This is a genomic window from Massiliimalia timonensis (genome assembly GCF_900186585.1).
Lineage (GTDB): Bacteria > Bacillota > Clostridia > Oscillospirales > Ruminococcaceae > Massiliimalia > Massiliimalia timonensis.
Map to the genome: position 1 here is coordinate 1,053,344 of NZ_FYDD01000004.1, position 17,913 is coordinate 1,071,256.

Below are 17,913 nucleotides of genomic sequence, written 5' to 3' on the forward strand. Positions count from 1 at the left end.
GCAAGGACGCCGTAGAGGCAGCATATATAGCTGAGGGCTTACAGGCACTTATAATTGTGGAAAAAGAAGATCCTTCACCTAGACCACCAGAAGAATCTGAAAATCCAGAAGAGCCAATCGATGGATACAAGTTAGCTGAAGAACTGGATAAAATCGATCGCTCTATACTGATGAAAACGAATTATTATGCTACATATTATAATTCAAAACATACGGAAACTTTTGATGCTAAAATTCCCGATGACTTTAATGATTATAATATACTGGCTTGCTTGCAGTTCATGTACATATATTTTTGTGATCAACAGGACTATGAAAAAACTGATTTCTTATATGATGAAATGCTTAGAGTCAGAAAATCACATCCCAACTATAAAAATTTGTATAAAAAGTTTTTAGACTCCAACGGACAATTTGACTTAGGATACGAGTATTATGCTCCAGGCCGAAAGACTACTAAGATTGAATTCCAGAAACTTCAATATTTTACAAAGGATAAAATTATACAGATGAATAAAGCAGACGACTGGGTAGGAGTCTTAGCCTTGCTTATTCCAGGAGTGGGATCTGCTTTAGAATTCTTGTACGCCATTGCCTTAAATGTGGAACAAAATAATGAAATACAAATTCCATACGATATACTCAAAAATGGTTGTGATATTACAGCTGACAAACTTCTTAAGGAAATAGCACCAAAACTTGGGATCTTAGGAAAAGGAGTTACCGCTTTGAGCACATTAAGCAATGTAACTAATACAATATATAGCACTATTGGCGAAGAACGTGAAGTATATAATTATGTTCCAGCAGGAGCAACAGAAGGTGTATCCATACGCGATGGTGATTCTTATATAATGGTTCGTTTATATTATGACATGGGAGTTGAATATCATCAATTTGAATTTTATTTTCGAGACGGATGCCCAATGGCTAGTATGCCTCAATATACTGTCCGACTTGATGACGATCCAAGAGGAATAGCCGCTACAGAAAAAAAATACGAACAGTACAGTGAAGAAGGATATGTACCTAGTGAAAACCATATGTTAAGGGGAGAATATTGGCCGCCTAATAGAGACTAAAATTGTGAAATGTATAAAATATAAAAAGGGGCTCACATTTTTATGTGTCCCCTTTTTTATAACACTATTCCTTCTGCAATCTGCCGGTCGTAATAATACAAATAAAGGTGATTGCCTTTTTGAAAGTATCGTTCGGCAGAAATGTCATCTCGCACAAAGCTGATTTCACAGTTACACTGCCGTTTTCCTGTCCATTTGATTTCTTCCAATACTACGCACAAACCGGAACTGATCAGATTTCCTTCTGTATCTTTAAAATAAGCAGGAAAAATTTCGCCGTCCTGAACCTGTAATTGAGGACGCCATAATCCACTAGATTTTTTAGAAATCCATTGAATATTGACAGAAACTTTTTGTTTCCTTAAAAATGAAAATATACTGTTATCTTTCCGATTATAAAGTCTTTCAAATGGAACTTGCTTAAATAAAATAATCTCACTAATTACAAAAAGTATTCCCATTATTAAGAATAAACCCCAAAGCATATTGATATCTTTTTTTATGCTGGTCCAGAAACACACTGCCACAGCAAGCAGCACTCCAAATATAATTACCTTTAACTCTACTTTTAGAAAGTGCTGTTTGCTTATACCATGTAACATATATACGTTTTTGCAATTATGACAGCTGGGCGGATCTTTCAACTCAACTAATTTAGAAATCAAATCCAAATGCAGCTCATACCCCGGAAGCCACTCCCCGCACCATGGGCATCTGTGTTTTAACATCATATCACCTCAATAATTGTCTAATTTCACTTGTGGCAATCTATTTTTCTGTCTTGGCAAAATACCAAAAAATGTTTTCCTTTTTATGAACAACCTTCAGTTCTTACTCTTTGCACAATTCCATTTTCATCAAAAGAAATCATGTACCATATCACATTTCCATCTCCGCGATGTCCTGAATACCAATCATAATCATGATATCTGTCCTTTACAAGGTATTTTCTGACAATTGGATTTAGTACCTGTGCCTGCCTAACTTATATTCATCTTATCATATTTTTTCCATATTTTCTATGCTATTTCCTATAATAAACTGCATGGGTTATGTTGAGTAGTATGTTTAAAAAATAACTTTTGTCATTATCACAACACTGATTATAAATGCAACAATCAAACAATCAGTAAAATAACGATCAATTTTTTGGAGGTCATTTTTATCATACTACGTCACTATCCTTAAATGAATTTTTATGCAATGTATTTAATTCCTACTAATACAAATATATAGTATATATCCTAACAGTTAACATAACAAGAAAAATGATAATACAAATAAAAATCGACTGTTTTTCTAATTGAAACAGATTAGCAAATTTTATTGATGTAAGTGGAGGTGGAGTGATTTGGCAGACTTTCTTGGCTTGATGGACATCAGTATTTCAATATTCGTATTACCTTAACCTTTCTGTTTTAAATTTTTATATGTCATCAGCTAATAAACAAAACCTAAGATAGTTTTTTGAATAAAACTATTTTTAATATAGTAAGCTGATTTTGGATATGTGATGTTATTGTATTGACAGATTCACAATGTTATGCTTTTAGCATAAGGTGTTTAAGGATATGCAATTTAGTTCTTTTAGAAAATTTTCTTTTTGATGACATATTTGATTGCTTTATCCCGGCACTTTTTGTCTATTAAGTGAAGTGAGGATTAACAATGAAGAAAAAAGTGTCAAAAGGTTTATACCAAATTATCTATGAGGCACAGAACGGATCAAATAAAGCTGTAGAAAAAATATTGTTCATCTTTGAACCGCTCATAGGGAAATATACATCATGGCTAAAAGATGAAGATGCCAAACAAAATTTAATACTTTTTATTATAGAATTGCTAGTAAAATACCCAATAAAATCATTTCAAAGTGACGCTGCCTTTGTTCAATATATTTCTCATTCCATCTGTCACGAATACATACGTTTATCTAAATATCAACAAGAACTAAGGTCTAAGTGTATGCTATTAAAGGACGATTTTTATAGTTATCAGGATCCTGGAGAAAGAATAGATTACCAAATAACTATATGTAGTTTTCTGTACCAGCTTCCATCGGAACAGAAAGAGATTCTTGTATTAAAGTATTATTATGGATATATTGAACAAGAAATTGGAGACAAGATGCATATTTCAAGACAAGCAGTTAATAAGCAAAAAAATCAAGCTTTAAAAAAGTTAAAGCTGTTTATTATAAGTTAAGGTTAACATTCAAAAGGTTAAATTAGACCATATTGACTTTACGATTTTTTGTATCGGCTATGATTGATATAAATCAAAAAAAGATAAAATGTTTGATGCTCATTATAAAAATGCACATTTCGTTGAATCACCCATAGGAATTTGTTGTTATTCTATGTACAAACAGTTACTCAAGTAAGACAAGAAATGGATATGCACGTAATGCCAGTGGACTATCTGTTGTTCTAGATCAGGGAACGAGGAAAAACATAGGTATATGAATAGATTTTATATGTTTTTTAATGTGATAGATTTTTCTGACATTTTTCTTTATATAATAAAAAAGTTTGTTATAAAGAAAATAGAGGGAATTTAGTTGATACGCAAAATCCCGTATCCATAAATCCTAGAATACCCCAAAGGATACCAGTTTTGCCTGCACGCATTATTTGAATTGCCCTCAATGGTATAAACTCTGTCGCCTTCTACTTTTTCTACGATCCCGACATGATCGACCAAAGAATCTCCGTCCCAATTAAAGAAGATAATATCTCCCGGATTCGGGAGATAAGTGCTGTCCTGCCACAACCCGCGTTCCTGAAACCAAGGCACACCTTCAAAGGTACAGGAAGAGAACTTCGGCAATACTCCCGCATCAATGTATCCGCATTGTTCCCCGCACCAGGATACAAAACAGGCGCACCATTCCACTCTGCTGTTAAATCCGTACCAGCTCCAGTATGGCTCTCCGCCGACATTTCCAACCTGAGACAGGGCAACTGTCACCAAATCGTCGCTCCCATTTCCGATCCCATATAAAGCTGCGGACCAGAGACTTTGATTTTCCGGCTTCAAAAGTTCAAGAAGCTGGCGGTCCTGTTCGGGGGTAAATCCGTATTGATCCGCCAGCTCCTCTGCGGTTCTGTGACTGACAGTGACGGTCAATATTTTTTCTGTCACAGTTTCGGAATTACCCTCATCGTCAGTTTGGTTGATCTCGTTTTCTTCTGTCTTGTAACTGACTGTATGGAAATCCCAAAAAACAGAACGCAAAATCTCCAGTTTGCTTTCATCCATCGTAGCTACCTCCTGCGAGACAGATGTTTTCACTGCGTAAACAGAAAGGATTTCCGGCCAGCTTGCTCTGGAACCTGTGATGTTCACTTCATCATGCGGATTATCCGCTTTGATCGTTTCGATCCTTTGATTGTATTCGGTGTTGATCCGGGTGACCGCTGTGCGGATTGTCATTCCGGTTCCGGTATCCTCTCCGGAAAAGAAGATTCCGTAACAGGAGTAAATAATCCAGAAAAACAAAGCAACGATTATGATAATAACGATTACAACCCAACCGCCGGCAATGACAGCGGCAGCGACCGACTTGATCGCTGCCGCTGTTGCTTTGACTGCTGTTGTCACTGCTTTGACCGTAACTTTTGCGCTCACTTTAGCGGCCTTCGCTGCTCTCTGTGTAGTTTTTACGGTGGTACGGGCAGTTTTTTGCGCTGTCCGGGCAGCAGTTTTGGATCTTTTGATGGTGTTCTTTGATTGTTTCACCGTCCGGTTCACGGTTTTAACCGATCTGTTTGGCTTTCCTTTGATCAATGGGAAATTTGATTTTTGGGAATTGGTCAATAATCGGTCGGAATGCAGTTTTTGAATCGCGCGCGAAGCTTTCCTGTATTCCTTTCGCTTGTTTACCATTGTTTGAACCAGTTTCCTTCCTCCCCGGTAAACAAGACCGGTCCCTTTCTGCAGAATCTCTTTTCCGCCGGAAACGATTTGATCTGCGGCACAGTTTACCGGTTCATTTGAGGAACTCTCATTCTTGCTGTCGAAAGGGTTTTCCTTTAACCCGGCGGCGGCTTTTTCTTTTGATCTAAGCCACACATCTTTCATAACAGTTTTCGGTATTTTGGAAGCGCTGTCCAAAACTTTAGGGGTTTTACCCTCCGGTTTTATCTTGATTTCTTTCAAACATGCACCTCTTTCTGAAAAGTAAAAGGGAACCGGAACCGGTTCCCTAACATGAATCAGATTGCTTCATAGGATATGTTTCTCTCAGCGCTTCATCCGGTTTGGTGGTCATGAGACGGTAGAGCTTTGTGTTCTGAGGGAAGCTGTTCTCAAACGGAACAATATTTCCGGCGCAGCGGATCAGCCCGCAGCCTGCTGATACATTGGTAATATATCCTAACTGCGTTTCGGAGATGTTTAACAGCTTTGCCAGCTCTTCCCGGTCGGTAGCCGATTGGTTGAGCAGAACTAAAAACTCTGAGTTTGCAAGCATGAGACGGGCAGTATCAGACCGAAGCAGCTCCTCCACGTTCTGTGTTAATCCGGTCACAAGACCGTTGTATTTTCTGATCCGCTTCCACAGACGGTAGAAAAATTCAGCGCTGTACTCATAGCGGAATAAAAGGTAAAACTCATCCGCGAATACCCATGTCGTTTTTCCTTTCTTCCAGTTTTGGATCACCCGGTTAAAGATCGCGTCCAGGGTAACCAGCATTCCGATCGGCATCAGCTGTTCTCCCAATTCCCGGATATCGTAACTGATGATCCGGGCTTTGGTATCCACATTGGTCTGATGGGCAAAGGTATTGAGACTGCCGGTGATGAACAGTTCCGCAGAAAGCGCCAGCTCTCCGGCTTCCGGCTCCGGCTGTTTTAAGAGAGAACGGTAAAGATCCAAGAGCGTCGGCGGCTGTCCTGTATATCCCCTTGCCATATATTCCCGGTAGATGTTATAGGTACAGCGGTCGAGGATGGACTTTTCTTTGGCGGAAACATTCCCCGCACCGATCAGCTGTTCAAAGAGGGAGAGGATAAACTCCGATTTTTCAATCAGAGGGTTTCGCTCATCGCCGTAGGCTCTGTCCATATCCAATGCATTGATGTGGGTGTTGGAAGCGGCAGAGATTGGGATCGTTTCTCCGCCCAGCGCTTTTACTAAAAATCTGAATTCGGATTCCGGATCTAAAATCAGGATATCGTCATTGGTAGAAAGAGCGATATTGACGATTTCTTCTTTTGCACTGAAGGACTTTCCGGACCCGGATATCCCTAACCGGAAGCTGTTTCCGTTTAACAGCTTCCTTCGGTCGGCGATGATCATATTTCCCGAAACAGCATTTTGTCCGTAATAGATCCCGCCTGACTGTAGGATCTCCTGTGTACGGAATGGAATCAGCACAGCAGTGCTTTCGGTGGTCAAGGTCCGCACTGCCTCGATTTTTCGCAGACCGTAAGGAAGGACGGTATCCAGCCCGTCCTTTTGCTGCCAGCGCAGAGTACTCATCTGGCATAGATGCTTTCTGGCAGTGGTGAGGATCGTTTCTGTATCAGAGTCCAGTTGTTCTTTGGAATCCGCTAAATGCACCAGGGTCACAAGACCGAACATCATCCGTTGATCCCGGTTGGTCAAGTCCTCCAGCATTTCTTTGGTTTCTTTTCGCTGCTGTTCAATGTCATAGGGCAGGACTGCGGAGAAGTTTTGATTCGCGTTTTGCTTTCTCTGCCAGTTTGCCGCATTGGTGTCAACCCCCAGCAGCTTGTTCTGGATCTCCCGTACCGCTTCATCGGTGGGTACCGGTAAAATGTCAATGGAAAGCATCAAGCTCTTTCCTAAATCACAGAGTTCGCAGATCATGGAATCCTTGATATAGCTGGCATAGCTGCGCAGGTAAAGAACACGTCCCCAGCGGTGATCGATCCGAAAACAGTCCGGCTGAAATTCCATACTGTCCGGACAAAGCCAGTCTTTGAAGCTGTGTCCCAGCTTCATCTGTTCTTTTAAGTCAAACGGGAACGCTTCGGGTTCCTCTCCTTTGAAAAAATCCCTCAAAAGCTGCAGCCGCTGCTGCAGATCCAATGACTTTCCTACGGATGACAGCTGAGAAAGGTGAGTCACAAGATCGGTCCCGATCCGGGTAAAATAGGCGCGGGCTTCATCGATATTTCGTTTTGCAGCTGTAATGGTAATGTACCGATCCTGTATGACGCGGTTGTTGGTTTCGGTTGCTTTGGAGAGCAGCATTTCGTTGTACTCATCCCGAAAAGAGTCCAGTCCGTCCTCTTTTTTAGGAAGCAGCAGGGCTTTCTCAAATTCTTCTTTGTTCACCTTGCGGTTATGGATGGTGATCTTGGCGCCGGCGCCGGAGTCCAGCGCGTTTAAAAGCTCGGAGTAATCTAAAAACATCGCTGTTTTGTCTTCTTTTGAGGCGATGCTATAGTTAATATCGGTAAAGGAAAAGGTTTTGGAATAACGGTTTCCCAGCTCAAAAATCCCATCCGGCCAGACCCGCTGAACGGGGATGGCTTCCTGTACGGATCTCGGTATTTTAAACCGTTCCTTTTCCTGTCTGAGTGCTCTTGCTAAGGTTTTTACGATAGGCGTTCCTTCCTTTCTAAATTACTATGATTGTTTTTTCGTTTGCGGGGAAGTTTCTCCCCTTGGGAAATCTTTTCTTTCATCATCTCGTGATAGAGGTTTTGGGACTTAAACACCAGTTTTTTCGGATACAAAATCTCTGATTTGATCCATGCCCAAACAAATTTTTCAGCTGTCATGCCATGGTATTTAAAAAATCCGCAGACTGCAAAGGGAGCTGCGCCCAAGATGCAGATCCAGCCGACTTCTTGAGTTCCCAAAACCGGATGAAGAACAAAGTAGAGCCCTACTGCTGCCAAAACAGCCAGCAGGGAGCAGAGAAACTGTCTGAGACTCAATCCGAAAAAGACTGTTTCCTGATAGTCTTGGATTTCTTTGGGTATTTTGATTTCTATCTTTCTTCACTCCTCTATGATTAAATTTAAGTAGATTTATTTATTATAAATATGATAAACTAAAGAAAAACGGGAGGTTGGTTCTAGATGAAAATTAAAGTAAATAAAATAAGTTATTTAAATTACAAGGTCGTATTCAATATAGAAAACTTGCAATCGGCTCGCGATGTAAATAACAAACGTATAAAGTATTTACAATCATCTATTGCTGATCCTACTTTGAGAAAACAACTTATTACTCATTCTCAAGATATCAACCAATTATTGGATATTTTGATTAACAAAAAAATAAAAACCGTATCTGAGTTTGAATTGACTCGTCGTAATATTGTAATGTTAAACAATACACTGTTTTGCAAGGCTTTTTTTGCAAATACTTCCCCTAAACTCAAAAATGCAATGATAAAAAAATTCATCTTATTTACAATCAGAATTGACTACTTACTCTCAGAGCATCATATAAGAGAATATTTTTTGGTGCTTGGACGTTATATTGTGCTCTATTCTATATTATTAGCGTACGATTCATACTTTTATTGGTTAAGCCACATGAGCCCTCTCATGTTCATCCCTCTTATTACTTCAATTGCGGGAAGCGCTGTATTATTCTTCTATATGCTATATCATTTCTTGAGATATTATAAAATAGAAATCGCATTAAAGTTGTCCAAGAAATATTTGTATACAGATAGTGTCTATAATAGTTCTAAAAATAGTACTTCCTTTTTGCACGCTCTTAGTAAAATTTGTTCTCTAATCTCGAACTTATGCTATAATAATGGTAACAACATTTAGAGAAAAGAGGGGTTCTGAAATGGAATTGGTTTTGATTCTTTCACTGTGTTCGACAATTTTGATGATGATTCTGTCCTTGCTTTTTAAAGTTGCGGGGAAACTACGTTTGACACTTCCGCTGCTCTATTTCCTGGCGGCAGTGGTCAGCACTTTCTTTACCGATTGGACAAGTGAACATGAACAGCTTGTTCTGTTGGGACTGTATATCCTGATCGGATTGGTCGTTCTCAGCTGGATCGTTTCTCTGGTAAAAACCATCCGCCGCAAAAAATCCGAAAAGTTGTTTGAAGAAGATGTTGCATGGCAGATCAATCGCGCCAGAGAGCTTGGCGTTCCGGTCGACAGCGTTCTGATTGATGATGACGGTACAGTATTAGACTCAAAGACAGGACAGCCTTTGATTTAACAAGACTGTTCATGTACAGATAGAGACCGCCGGGAGGCGGCTTTTTTGTCTTGCTTTACAGTCCCAACAATTCTTTGATCATACGATCGCTCATCCGTACCGTCCCTACCAGCACCAACAGATGAAAGATCACCTGTATAATGTAGCTCCAGACCATTGTCACGTCAGACAGCTCTGACTCGGAAACCGTAGGGCTCGAGGCAAACACAGAAAAGATAATACATGCGAGCGCGATCACCGCTCCTTCCAGACACACTCCCGCATAGGAACGCAAAAAGTTTTTCCCGATATTAGAAGTGGGTTCTCCGGCAAAGGATGCCATCGGAATGGGCGCGATTGCGGTGAAAATATATATTTTAAATATCCGGGCATAGACGGTAAGGATCATGACAAAGGTGAGAATGATGATCATCAGACACCCGATGAGCGTCACGATCCATAACGGGATACTGTTTAAAAAATCTACCCTGCCGATCGCATCGATAATTTCCTGCGGCAGAACCGCCTGATCCGCCTTTGTGATCCCCGATTTCTCAATGATCGCGGAGATCACTCCCTGACAGATCGAAAAGACCGCCATCATTAGGTCCAGCCCGTATCCGACCGCCGCCTTTGCCAGAACAAAACGCACAAAGAGTTTGAAAGCGGGTTCCGGACGTTTTAAATCCGCAAGACTTGCGCAGGTTTTGACTGCGCCCGCCGCAAAAAATAACACCAACAAACCATACCCAATGGCTTTTAACGCGCCGTTGATCTCCAGCATCACCTGCCAGATCCCGCCTCCTTTAAACTGTGCGGGGTCTTGGGTCAGCAAGACCCAAATCTCGGACAGCCTTTCATTCCAGACATTCAGCGTGTACTCTAAATTATCTACAATCCAGTTTGCGGCCGTTCACCTCCTTTCCGTCACACATCTCATACTCCTGTGATGAGATCTAAAATCTCTTTGGTAAATGTCACAACCAACCCTCCTGCCAGGGTCAGAAATCCCTGCGACCGCTGGCTGGGGTCGTGGGATTGAAAGGAGAGCCCTACCTGCACCACACCCCAGCCCAACAGGATGAGCCCGATCGCCCGGATCAGAGAAAAGATAAAGCCGGAAAGGTTGTTGACCGCCTCTAAGGGATCTCCGGCCGCGGCAGCTGTCGTATAGCCAAAACACAGACAGCATACGAAAGCCGCATAGCCGGTAAAGCCAAAACGCCCCTTTTTCCCAAGCGGCAGGGCGTTTGCGGGTTTGTCGTTGTTTTTACGGGGCGTCAAAAGATGAAACCCTTTCTTCAATTTCTTCAGAAGCATTCCTCCAGTCTGATGTATATATATTTATGATTTTAAAAAATCCTCCGGCTCCAGCAGTTCGAAATCGTCATACTGCTGAGGGGAATAATCGAGATCGTCTGCCGCGTCCTTTGCCTGTGTGTAATCATAAGGCTCAGCGCCGCCATCCTCTGTCAAACGGATGTTGGGATGACGCCTAAGGTCGTATTTGTCATCCAGCATAGGACGTTCCCCCCGGACAAATAAAATGGCTTTGCGGTTAGAAAGCATTCGTACCTCATCGGGCGTTAAGAGCTCCCGCCCTGTCTGCTGATCGTTCACACTGAAGCTGCCGCTTCGCCCCCGGCTGTGACCGTAGGTGTTGGTATCCAATGTTTCCTTGCCCATCAGCTCGGAAACATATTTATGGGTTTCCTTCTCGTTCCCACCTAAGTAGAGAAACTCATCGCACAAACCTACCAGCGATTCCCACTGTTCTTTAAACAGCGCCTTGATCTGCGCCATATTCTGAGCAATATAGCTGCAAAAGATATTCCGGCTTCGCATCGTAGAAAGCCATGGCAGGAAGCTGTCGGTAGGGAGGGCGATATTCGGCGCCTCGTCAATCAGCAGATGGACCGGCACCGGCAGCCTGCCTTTGTATTTCCGGTCGGCTACAAAATAGAGGGTTTGGATGAGCTGACCGTAAATCATCCCCACAAGGTAATTGAGGGATTTGTCACTGTCCGGGATACAGCAGAACAGAGCTATCCTTTTTTCACCCATTTCTTCCAGATGAAGGTCATCGGTGTAGGTGAGTCTTGCGATCTGCGGCAGGTTAAAGGCTGAAAGGCGCACGCCCACACTGATTAAAATGGATTTTAAAGTTTTCCCGGCACCCATCTTAAAGACGTGGTACTGCTTGACAGCAATACTTTCCGGATCCCGCATGGCAAGCCTAGCGAACAGGATATCCAAGGGGGATTCGTACCCCTCGTCTTCCTCCCGGACTTCCGCAGCCGCCAGCATCTCCATCACCGTCGCGAAGTTCTGTTCTTCCGGCGGCGCTTCATGCATGAGATACAGTACCAGCGCCTGTAAGAGCGCTGTTTCCGATTTTGTCCAGAACGGATCGGTATTCTGCGATCCGGGCGGAGTGGTACTTTGGATCAAAGTTTCGATGAGACGAAGCACATCCTTATCATCCCGCACATAGGCTAAAGGGTTATAGCAAAAGGATGCATCAGGGTTTAATAGATCAAATACCCGCACCTCAAAACCGTTCGCTTTGAGCGCCCCGCCTGTTTTCCGCAGGATTTCCGATTTCGGATCGAAGACCACCAGCGAACAGTTCCCGCAGTTTAAGACATTCGGAATCGCATACGACCGGCTTTTTCCTGCGCCGGAGCCGCCGATCACCAGCACATTGGTATTGCGCTTGTGGCGGTACCCGTCCAATCCCATCTGAAAATGCTGAGTTAAGATGAGATTTTGTTTCGGATTCTTTTTATCCCGGTACCGTTTGGCAGTCTGAAACACATCGCCCCATTTGGCGGAACCATGTTCTTCTCCCCGCCGGCGGTTTTTTCGGCCGGAAGCAATTACAAGCATGGTCACCCCGTACCCAAGGGAAAACAAAAGCAGGCACCGAACAGAATATTCCGTCCAAGGAACCCAAAGGGGGCTGTTCATCGCTTTCGAAAGGTTTGTCAAAAAATTTTGGAGACTCATCCCATCATTCCAGCACCCGGCTGTGAGCAATGCCGCCCACCAGACAACGGGGAAGGGCAAAAGCCATACCCACCATGGATTTTTACGTTTTACCATCGAGTCAAAAAATATCCTTCCTCTCTGTAAAAAAATAAAGCCCCGGAGGCTGTCAGGATGATCCTTTCAAACCTCCGGGGTGTGGTTTTGTCTGTCAGCGGGCAGGCGCCCGTCTGTATCCGGAATGCAGCAGCTTAAACAAGACCCGATCGATCCCGCCGCAGCTTCGGCCCGCAGACAGATAGGAATTGCGCATACAGTTTAAAGACTCTACCGCGCACGCGTATTCCGTATCATTCAGATACAGTTTTCTTTTTGGCGCGCTGACAGTTTTACTGACAAGCTCCTCGATTCCGGCACAATCCTCTGCGCCGGTATTTTGTTTCATCTCCAACAGCGCTTTTGTCAGGAAAGTCTGTTCTAAAATTCCCATCTTAAAGAGTGTTTGCTTTTCCATGATACTCCCTGCCTTTCCTTGTTTTCTTCAGCTTCACCATACCACAATCTTTCTCGGAAAGCTACCGGACAAAAGAAAACAAACGGAAAACTTTTGGATGTACATTTCTTCAACGTTCCGCTTCCTTCTCTGATTTGGATTTTGGAGATTTGGCAGCTTTCTGTGTTTCTACAGAAAACTCATCCGGTCCGATGGCTTGTTCCGGATCCCGGAAGCTCCTCTGAATATCACGATTCATAGAATACGCCGCCCGTTTCACATCGCTGATGAAACCACGCTTTTCTTCCGGTGTCATTTGGGCACAGCTTTCGCACACCTTATCAAACCGGAATGCCGAGGTGTCCAGACCGAATTTCTGCGCTGTCACATATGCGGAGCAGTAGCTTTGAGCCGCATACGCCTGCCGGTAATACCCGCTTCCGACCGAGTCAAAACTGGCATGAGCCTGTTCCCGGGCAATGGCGCAGATAGTGGTCGTTTCATCCATTCCGTTTCTCACATAAATCGTACGTTGTTTGGGAACATACTGCGCCTGCACTCCTTGGGGAAGCTGATCAGAAATAGCCAGCGGGACAGGACTCTGTTCTGCCATAGCGGCAATGATTTCTTCCGGCAGATGCTGCTGTTGGGGCAGAGGCTGGGGTCCTCTGGTTTGGGAGATATCATAGGCTTTGGTAATGGTATAACCATTCGCTATGGTACCATCCTCTTTGGTATATTCCTGATCCGCAAAGAAAGTGTATCCCTTTTCACCGGAACGGATCGATCTCCCGGCTTCCTTCCATTTATCAAAGGTACGGGGATGGGTGATCTCCTTGTTCTGGTTATATAGGATGAGGAGATTTCGGGTGCTTTGCGGGGTACACTGCGCCATAAAGGTGAGGAACCCTTTCATGGAAGCGTCGCTTTTGAACACTTCCTGTGCCTGAGCGTCCGCTTTTGCCCAAGCGCTTTCTCGTTCAGCCTGCTTTATGGCGGCATATTCTTCCTTGGTATACTGCTGCTGAGGCTGGGGTGATTCTTCTTTTCTTCCGATTAAATTTGACAAATCGATAGGTCATCATCTTCCTTTCACTTTCTTCTTTTTCCTGCGGGACCGTCCGGGTGCAGGACGGTTCCGGTCCGGTCGTTTTATTTTTTCCTCTTCTTTTTTAATCTCCTGCAGCTCTTTTTTCACCGAAGGCTTTCGCTCCGGCTCCCTATGGTTTTCCCCATCTGGAGACAAGTCTTTGCTGGGCGAAGAAGGCTCGGACAGATTCTTTCCCACTGCCGGGGGTTCTGTTTCTTTCTCCCGGCCGGAGATAAAATTTGGGGATTCTCCCGGCTGTGCGGCGGGGATGCTGAAATCTTCTTCCAAGCCGCCGATCTCAAATTCCGCCGCGCCCTGTTCTGTCTGAACCGTTTCTGTTTTGGCAGGAGCAGAAACTTCTAATGTTTTCATTTCCTGTACAGGCGCTTTCTCAACGACAGCCGCTTCGCCGGCCTGCGCTTTCACATAGTCCAGTCCGAGGTTATCATAGATCCTCTGGATTTTTGCGGCGTCGTCTGCAAACGCCACTATTTCGATCATTTGTCTGTCCCTCTTATTTCTGATGGGGACATACAAAAGTCCATGTCCCTTGGCTTCCTTTGCAAATTCTCTCATCAGTTCTGCCGGAATCTTGAAGAATTTGAACGGACGCTGTTCCCGGAGCATTCGGACAAGCCTTGTCTTTCCATGAGTTTTTTTCTGATCTTTCAGCACTGCATAAACAAACAGCGCAAAGTTTTTTGCCGCCAGTCCCGACAGCTTGAGGGCTATTTCGGTCCCCTCAAGCGTATATCGGACGATCTGATCAGCTGGATCATTTCCTAAATTCAATCAATTCACCGCCCTTTCATCGCTCTCTTGAGGGAGTGTGTTTTGTTTTCTTTGCTTCCGGAGCGGAAACCTTTTCAAAGGAATCCTCTCCGGGGATCAGGGACAGACCGGAACCGGTATCCCATTTCACTCCGATCTGTCCGATATCATCTACATAGACAACCGTTCCTTTTGTTCCCGGCGGCGGAGCCTGCGGATCGTTCATCTTCTTTAAAATGATGCGGGTTCCGGCAGGGTATTGCCGGCGGATGAGTTCTGCTTGTTCTTTTGTGGGGAATTGGCTGATAACATTTCATCTCCTTTTCTGATTTTCCTGATTTCGGGTTTCTTTTTTCTTTTCTTCCTGTGCCAGCTGTTCCTGCCGCTGCTGTTCTTCTGTGCGGGCTTCCTGCAGGCGCTGTTCGATCTCAACAGAATGGGTTTCGATTTTCCGGCAGAGCTTTACGGTGTACCGCAGCTTTTTGAGCTGCTCTGTGAGGACACCGATCTGCGGGGAATTAGGCTGATAACGGTAGAGTTTCCGGCGCTCTTTTAAAAGTACAGCGATCTCATCCTCCGATTTCTGCCGGATGGCGGCAAGCTGCCCCCGGTCCTCAATATGGTTTTGAAAGATAAATTCAGCCTGCTCGATCCGCTGATCCAGCTTGCGGATATCTTGCCGCACAGCAAAGCTTGGGTACCGGGGCTTTTTCGGTAATATTCCCATCTTAAAAAGATAGGAAAAGTACAATGCCTGCAGGCCCGAAAGCTTTCGGGAAGGCTTTTCTCCGAGAAGGAGAAGGAAGCTGTTTGCCGGCCGGTTTTCTTTTCCAGCCCGGTGAGGGGGCTTAGGGTACAAAATACGTTCCCGAATCTCTTGCGGGGTATATCTTTTCCCAAGGGTTTTAAACCGCACCGCCCGTTCTTTTCCCGGAGGCTTCAAAGCGGGATATTTGCGGTCAAGCCGAACAGTGTATCCCCGGTTTTCGAGGCTGCGTACAAACTGTTTCCAGGTAAAGGAGTCGGCAATCGCGGCATCAATATCCTGCCGGATCGCAGTTTTCCAAGTAGGCATTCCGTTTTGCTCGGCCAGCCACAGGGCATAGGGACGTCCGACACGTTCTGATTTCTTTGTTTGAATGACTGACAGGCTGTATGTTTGACAGAGTTCGTCCGAAATCCGCCGCACCTCGGTGACATAGGTTTTCTCATTGCTGCGGTACTTTTTCCCGTTTTCCATGGAGACAGAGTTCCACACAATATGGTTGTGGATGCATTTGGTGTTGAGATGGGTACTGACCACCGCCTGAAATTTCCCGCCGAGCAGCCGATCCGCAAATTCCATTCCAATTTGATGCGCCAGTTCCGGGGAGATTTCTCCGGGAGCAAAACTCTGCACCAGATGAAATCCCTGCACACCTTTTTCCTTATGCCATATCTTTTTGATCTGACACATATCCTCAAAGGCAGAGTCTATGGTACAGCCGATAGCTGACCGGAACAGATCCTGTTCTGACTGATCCTGATTGAGCGCCTGACCGAGCACTCCTTCCAGCGATTCCGCGTTTGTACTGCGGGAACATTTCTTTTCATCCAGCACATATCGGACGGCGCTGTCCAAGCGGTGGACTGCGATCACACTGGTATATGCGATTGGTTTTTCCTCCCTTCTCAGGCGCGGGATATATGGGGTTATTTGTTCAGGCGGACTGCGGACGCGGATTGCGTTCAGGCTCAGCCTGACTACCATTTCTCCTTGACTTCTTCCCAAACCTGACGGGCTATCTTTGTCATTTCCTCCACGCTCTGCCGGCTGGCTTCGCCATAGGTGTTGGCAACCTTGGCAAGCTGATTGGCGTTATTGCAAAGCCCCGCCGCTTTGTGAAGCAGATCGGCATGGTGTTCGCAGGGTCTTGCCCGCAGTTCGGCTCCCATGATGAGGGTGCGCAGAAATTCCTCTCGGGACAGACCGCTTAGAGTTACCTGTGATTCCAGATACGCCAGTTCCTTTTTATTCAAATGAATCGGGATGATGTGGTTTCGTTTTCTCATGATGACTCCTTTTTAACGCTCCGGTTCTTTCCTTTTGCGGCTTTTCTTCTGCTCCGGCGCTTTAGCCGGATATTCGTAATGGACAGGGATATCCAGCAGGCGGAGCTTGCCGCAGTCCGGAGCGAAAGCTGCGTATCGGGTATAACAGTATCCCTCTGATTCTACAAGGATTCCGTCCCTGCTGGTTTCTCCTTTCACCAGTACACAGTGCCAGCAGAGGCTGCCGGGATCGAACCACATCTTGTCTTGGTAATCAAACAGGAAAATCTGGTCTTGCAAAAATCCGGTTTCCTGAAACTGACGATATTCTTCATCAGCCAAAACCACTACCTGTTCTACTCGGAACTCAGTCTGGCGCTCCGGTACAGGATTTTTTGGATTCTGACCGTTGATATCGGATAGATCATGGGGGCGGTGGTAGAATACAGCGTGTTCCTGATAGGCTTTTGGTTCTTCCAATACAATGTGTTCCTCAGGTACGTCCTGCAGGTTTACTTTGCGGCAGTCCTTTCCATAACCAAGGTACAGGCTGTTTCGCCCCTGTGCAATCAGCATACATTCCTGTTCTCCTTTAGTCCTCACCATCAGACTGCGGAACAGCCCGCCTGGATCGGCGCTCATCAATTCCCGGTTATCCTTGAGGAAAGGATATTCCGGGGAGACGTCCTCTGAGAGCTTCTCGAAATCCTCTTTGCCCAAGACGATGACCTTTGTCACTTCAAAAACGCCGGGGACATATCCGGCTTCATTGCGGCGCAGTTTATCCAATGTTTTAACGTCCGCCGCAAATGCAGCATATTGTTTCTGATTCAGTTTTCTCACCTCTTTCTATATTCGATGGGTGGCTGGATGCCGGGGTTTGGGGGTCCTCCCCAAAATGCGTTTGGATATCCAAACGCTATGCTTGCAAAACCAGTCACCGGCTGGGAAAATATCACGTTAGGATCAGAGCCTGTCATACGGTTCTGATTTCTTTATTTTTGCCAGACCTTCTAACGTCGTGCAGATGATGTTTCGTTTTTCGGCTATCCCGATCTCGGCGGACATGGAACTGCTGATCTCATTCCCGCAGACTACCAGCATTCGGCATCGGCACAGTTTCTGACGGGAAATGTTCTGAAACTCCCGCTTCTCATCAGCATTTTCCATCTGAAGGTACTGACTGTCCGAAAGCTTCGGGCAGATCGGGACATATCCGAGTTCATATACTGTGCGGCAGTAGCGTTTTAATTGGCGGAGCGCGGCTTCTTCCGAAGCGCAGATATATGCAAAAGCTTTTTCCATG

The 17,913-nt window shown here is 44.8% G+C and carries 19 protein-coding genes; 4 read left to right on the plus strand and 15 right to left on the minus strand.

Going from position 1 to position 17,913, the window contains the following annotated elements:
- Positions 1 to 56: 56 nt before the first annotated feature.
- Positions 57 to 1,082: a hypothetical protein gene (locus CIB36_RS12705; RefSeq protein WP_158662709.1), complete on the plus strand. Its 1,026-nt coding sequence runs from the start codon at positions 57 to 59 to the stop codon at positions 1,080 to 1,082.
- 56 nt (positions 1,083 to 1,138) lie between these two features.
- Here the strand turns inward: CIB36_RS12705 and CIB36_RS12710 are convergent, their stop codons facing one another.
- Positions 1,139 to 1,810, minus strand: a complete 672-nt coding sequence (locus CIB36_RS12710; RefSeq protein ID WP_093989893.1) for a hypothetical protein — start codon at positions 1,808 to 1,810, stop codon at positions 1,139 to 1,141.
- Positions 1,811 to 2,750: 940 nt separating this feature from the next.
- On the opposite strand from CIB36_RS12710, the gene CIB36_RS12715 reads away from it, so the two are divergent.
- Entirely contained in the window at positions 2,751 to 3,287 is a 537-nt protein-coding gene (locus CIB36_RS12715) for an RNA polymerase sigma factor (RefSeq protein WP_093989894.1), read from the plus strand.
- Positions 3,288 to 3,638: 351 nt separating this feature from the next.
- Here CIB36_RS12715 and CIB36_RS12720 read toward each other — a convergent pair whose 3' ends face one another.
- Genes CIB36_RS12720 through CIB36_RS12730 form a run of 3 tightly spaced genes read right to left on the minus strand, consistent with a single transcriptional unit; the run spans position 3,639 to position 8,054 of the window.
- Positions 3,639 to 5,243 carry a CHAP domain-containing protein gene (locus tag CIB36_RS12720; RefSeq protein WP_229408251.1) on the minus strand — a complete coding sequence of 535 codons (1,605 nt, stop codon included), beginning with the start codon at positions 5,241 to 5,243 and terminating at the stop codon, positions 3,639 to 3,641.
- Between the two features lie 46 nt (positions 5,244 to 5,289).
- Complete coding sequence (locus tag CIB36_RS12725; protein ID WP_093989895.1) at positions 5,290 to 7,659, minus strand: VirB4-like conjugal transfer ATPase, CD1110 family; 2,370 nt, start codon at positions 7,657 to 7,659, stop codon at positions 5,290 to 5,292.
- A complete protein-coding gene (locus tag CIB36_RS12730; RefSeq protein WP_093989896.1) occupies positions 7,653 to 8,054 on the minus strand; it encodes a PrgI family protein in 402 nt (133 codons plus the stop codon). The genes CIB36_RS12725 and CIB36_RS12730 overlap by 7 nt, the downstream gene beginning before the upstream one ends.
- 87 nt (positions 8,055 to 8,141) lie before the next feature.
- On the opposite strand from CIB36_RS12730, the gene CIB36_RS12735 reads away from it, so the two are divergent.
- Both CIB36_RS12735 and CIB36_RS12740 read left to right on the plus strand, forming a co-directional pair.
- Positions 8,142 to 8,849: a hypothetical protein gene (locus tag CIB36_RS12735; protein ID WP_093989897.1), complete on the plus strand. Its 708-nt coding sequence runs from the start codon at positions 8,142 to 8,144 to the stop codon at positions 8,847 to 8,849.
- Between the two features lie 19 nt (positions 8,850 to 8,868).
- On the plus strand, positions 8,869 to 9,255 hold the full coding sequence (locus tag CIB36_RS12740; RefSeq protein WP_093989898.1) for a hypothetical protein: 387 nt from the start codon (positions 8,869 to 8,871) through the stop codon (positions 9,253 to 9,255).
- A gap of 55 nt (positions 9,256 to 9,310) precedes the next feature.
- On the opposite strand, the gene CIB36_RS12745 is transcribed toward CIB36_RS12740, so the two are convergent.
- From CIB36_RS12745 to CIB36_RS12795, 11 genes are all read right to left on the minus strand, one after another.
- Positions 9,311 to 10,069, minus strand: coding sequence for a hypothetical protein (locus CIB36_RS12745; RefSeq protein WP_229408252.1), 759 nt, complete (start codon positions 10,067 to 10,069; stop codon positions 9,311 to 9,313).
- 101 nt (positions 10,070 to 10,170) lie between these two features.
- Positions 10,171 to 10,554 (minus strand): glutamyl-tRNA amidotransferase, encoded by a 384-nt coding sequence (locus CIB36_RS12750; RefSeq protein WP_203226453.1) that lies wholly within the window; start codon positions 10,552 to 10,554, stop codon positions 10,171 to 10,173.
- Positions 10,555 to 10,578: 24 nt separating this feature from the next.
- Positions 10,579 to 12,339, minus strand: a complete 1,761-nt coding sequence (locus tag CIB36_RS12755) for a VirD4-like conjugal transfer protein, CD1115 family (protein ID WP_093989900.1) — start codon at positions 12,337 to 12,339, stop codon at positions 10,579 to 10,581.
- Between the two features lie 94 nt (positions 12,340 to 12,433).
- Positions 12,434 to 12,736 (minus strand): hypothetical protein, encoded by a 303-nt coding sequence (locus tag CIB36_RS12760; protein WP_093989901.1) that lies wholly within the window; start codon positions 12,734 to 12,736, stop codon positions 12,434 to 12,436.
- Positions 12,737 to 12,845: 109 nt separating this feature from the next.
- The gene (locus CIB36_RS12765) at positions 12,846 to 13,784 is read right to left on the minus strand and encodes an ArdC family protein (protein ID WP_229408253.1); all 939 of its coding nucleotides are present in this window, start codon (positions 13,782 to 13,784) and stop codon (positions 12,846 to 12,848) included.
- A gap of 12 nt (positions 13,785 to 13,796) precedes the next feature.
- Complete coding sequence (locus tag CIB36_RS12770; RefSeq protein ID WP_093989903.1) at positions 13,797 to 14,597, minus strand: PcfB family protein; 801 nt, start codon at positions 14,595 to 14,597, stop codon at positions 13,797 to 13,799.
- A 16-nt stretch (positions 14,598 to 14,613) separates the two neighbouring features.
- The gene (locus tag CIB36_RS12775) at positions 14,614 to 14,883 is read right to left on the minus strand and encodes a DUF4314 domain-containing protein (protein WP_093989904.1); all 270 of its coding nucleotides are present in this window, start codon (positions 14,881 to 14,883) and stop codon (positions 14,614 to 14,616) included.
- Between the two features lie 6 nt (positions 14,884 to 14,889).
- Positions 14,890 to 16,326, minus strand: coding sequence for a relaxase/mobilization nuclease domain-containing protein (locus CIB36_RS12780; RefSeq protein ID WP_407657479.1), 1,437 nt, complete (start codon positions 16,324 to 16,326; stop codon positions 14,890 to 14,892).
- Positions 16,320 to 16,628 (minus strand): plasmid mobilization protein, encoded by a 309-nt coding sequence (locus tag CIB36_RS12785; protein ID WP_093989905.1) that lies wholly within the window; start codon positions 16,626 to 16,628, stop codon positions 16,320 to 16,322. The genes CIB36_RS12780 and CIB36_RS12785 overlap by 7 nt, the downstream gene beginning before the upstream one ends.
- A 12-nt stretch (positions 16,629 to 16,640) precedes the next feature.
- The gene (locus CIB36_RS12790) at positions 16,641 to 17,450 is read right to left on the minus strand and encodes a DUF6329 domain-containing protein (RefSeq protein ID WP_229408254.1); all 810 of its coding nucleotides are present in this window, start codon (positions 17,448 to 17,450) and stop codon (positions 16,641 to 16,643) included.
- A gap of 123 nt (positions 17,451 to 17,573) precedes the next feature.
- Positions 17,574 to 17,912: a DUF7768 domain-containing protein gene (locus CIB36_RS12795; protein ID WP_093989906.1), complete on the minus strand. Its 339-nt coding sequence runs from the start codon at positions 17,910 to 17,912 to the stop codon at positions 17,574 to 17,576.
- Position 17,913 lies beyond the last annotated feature (1 nt).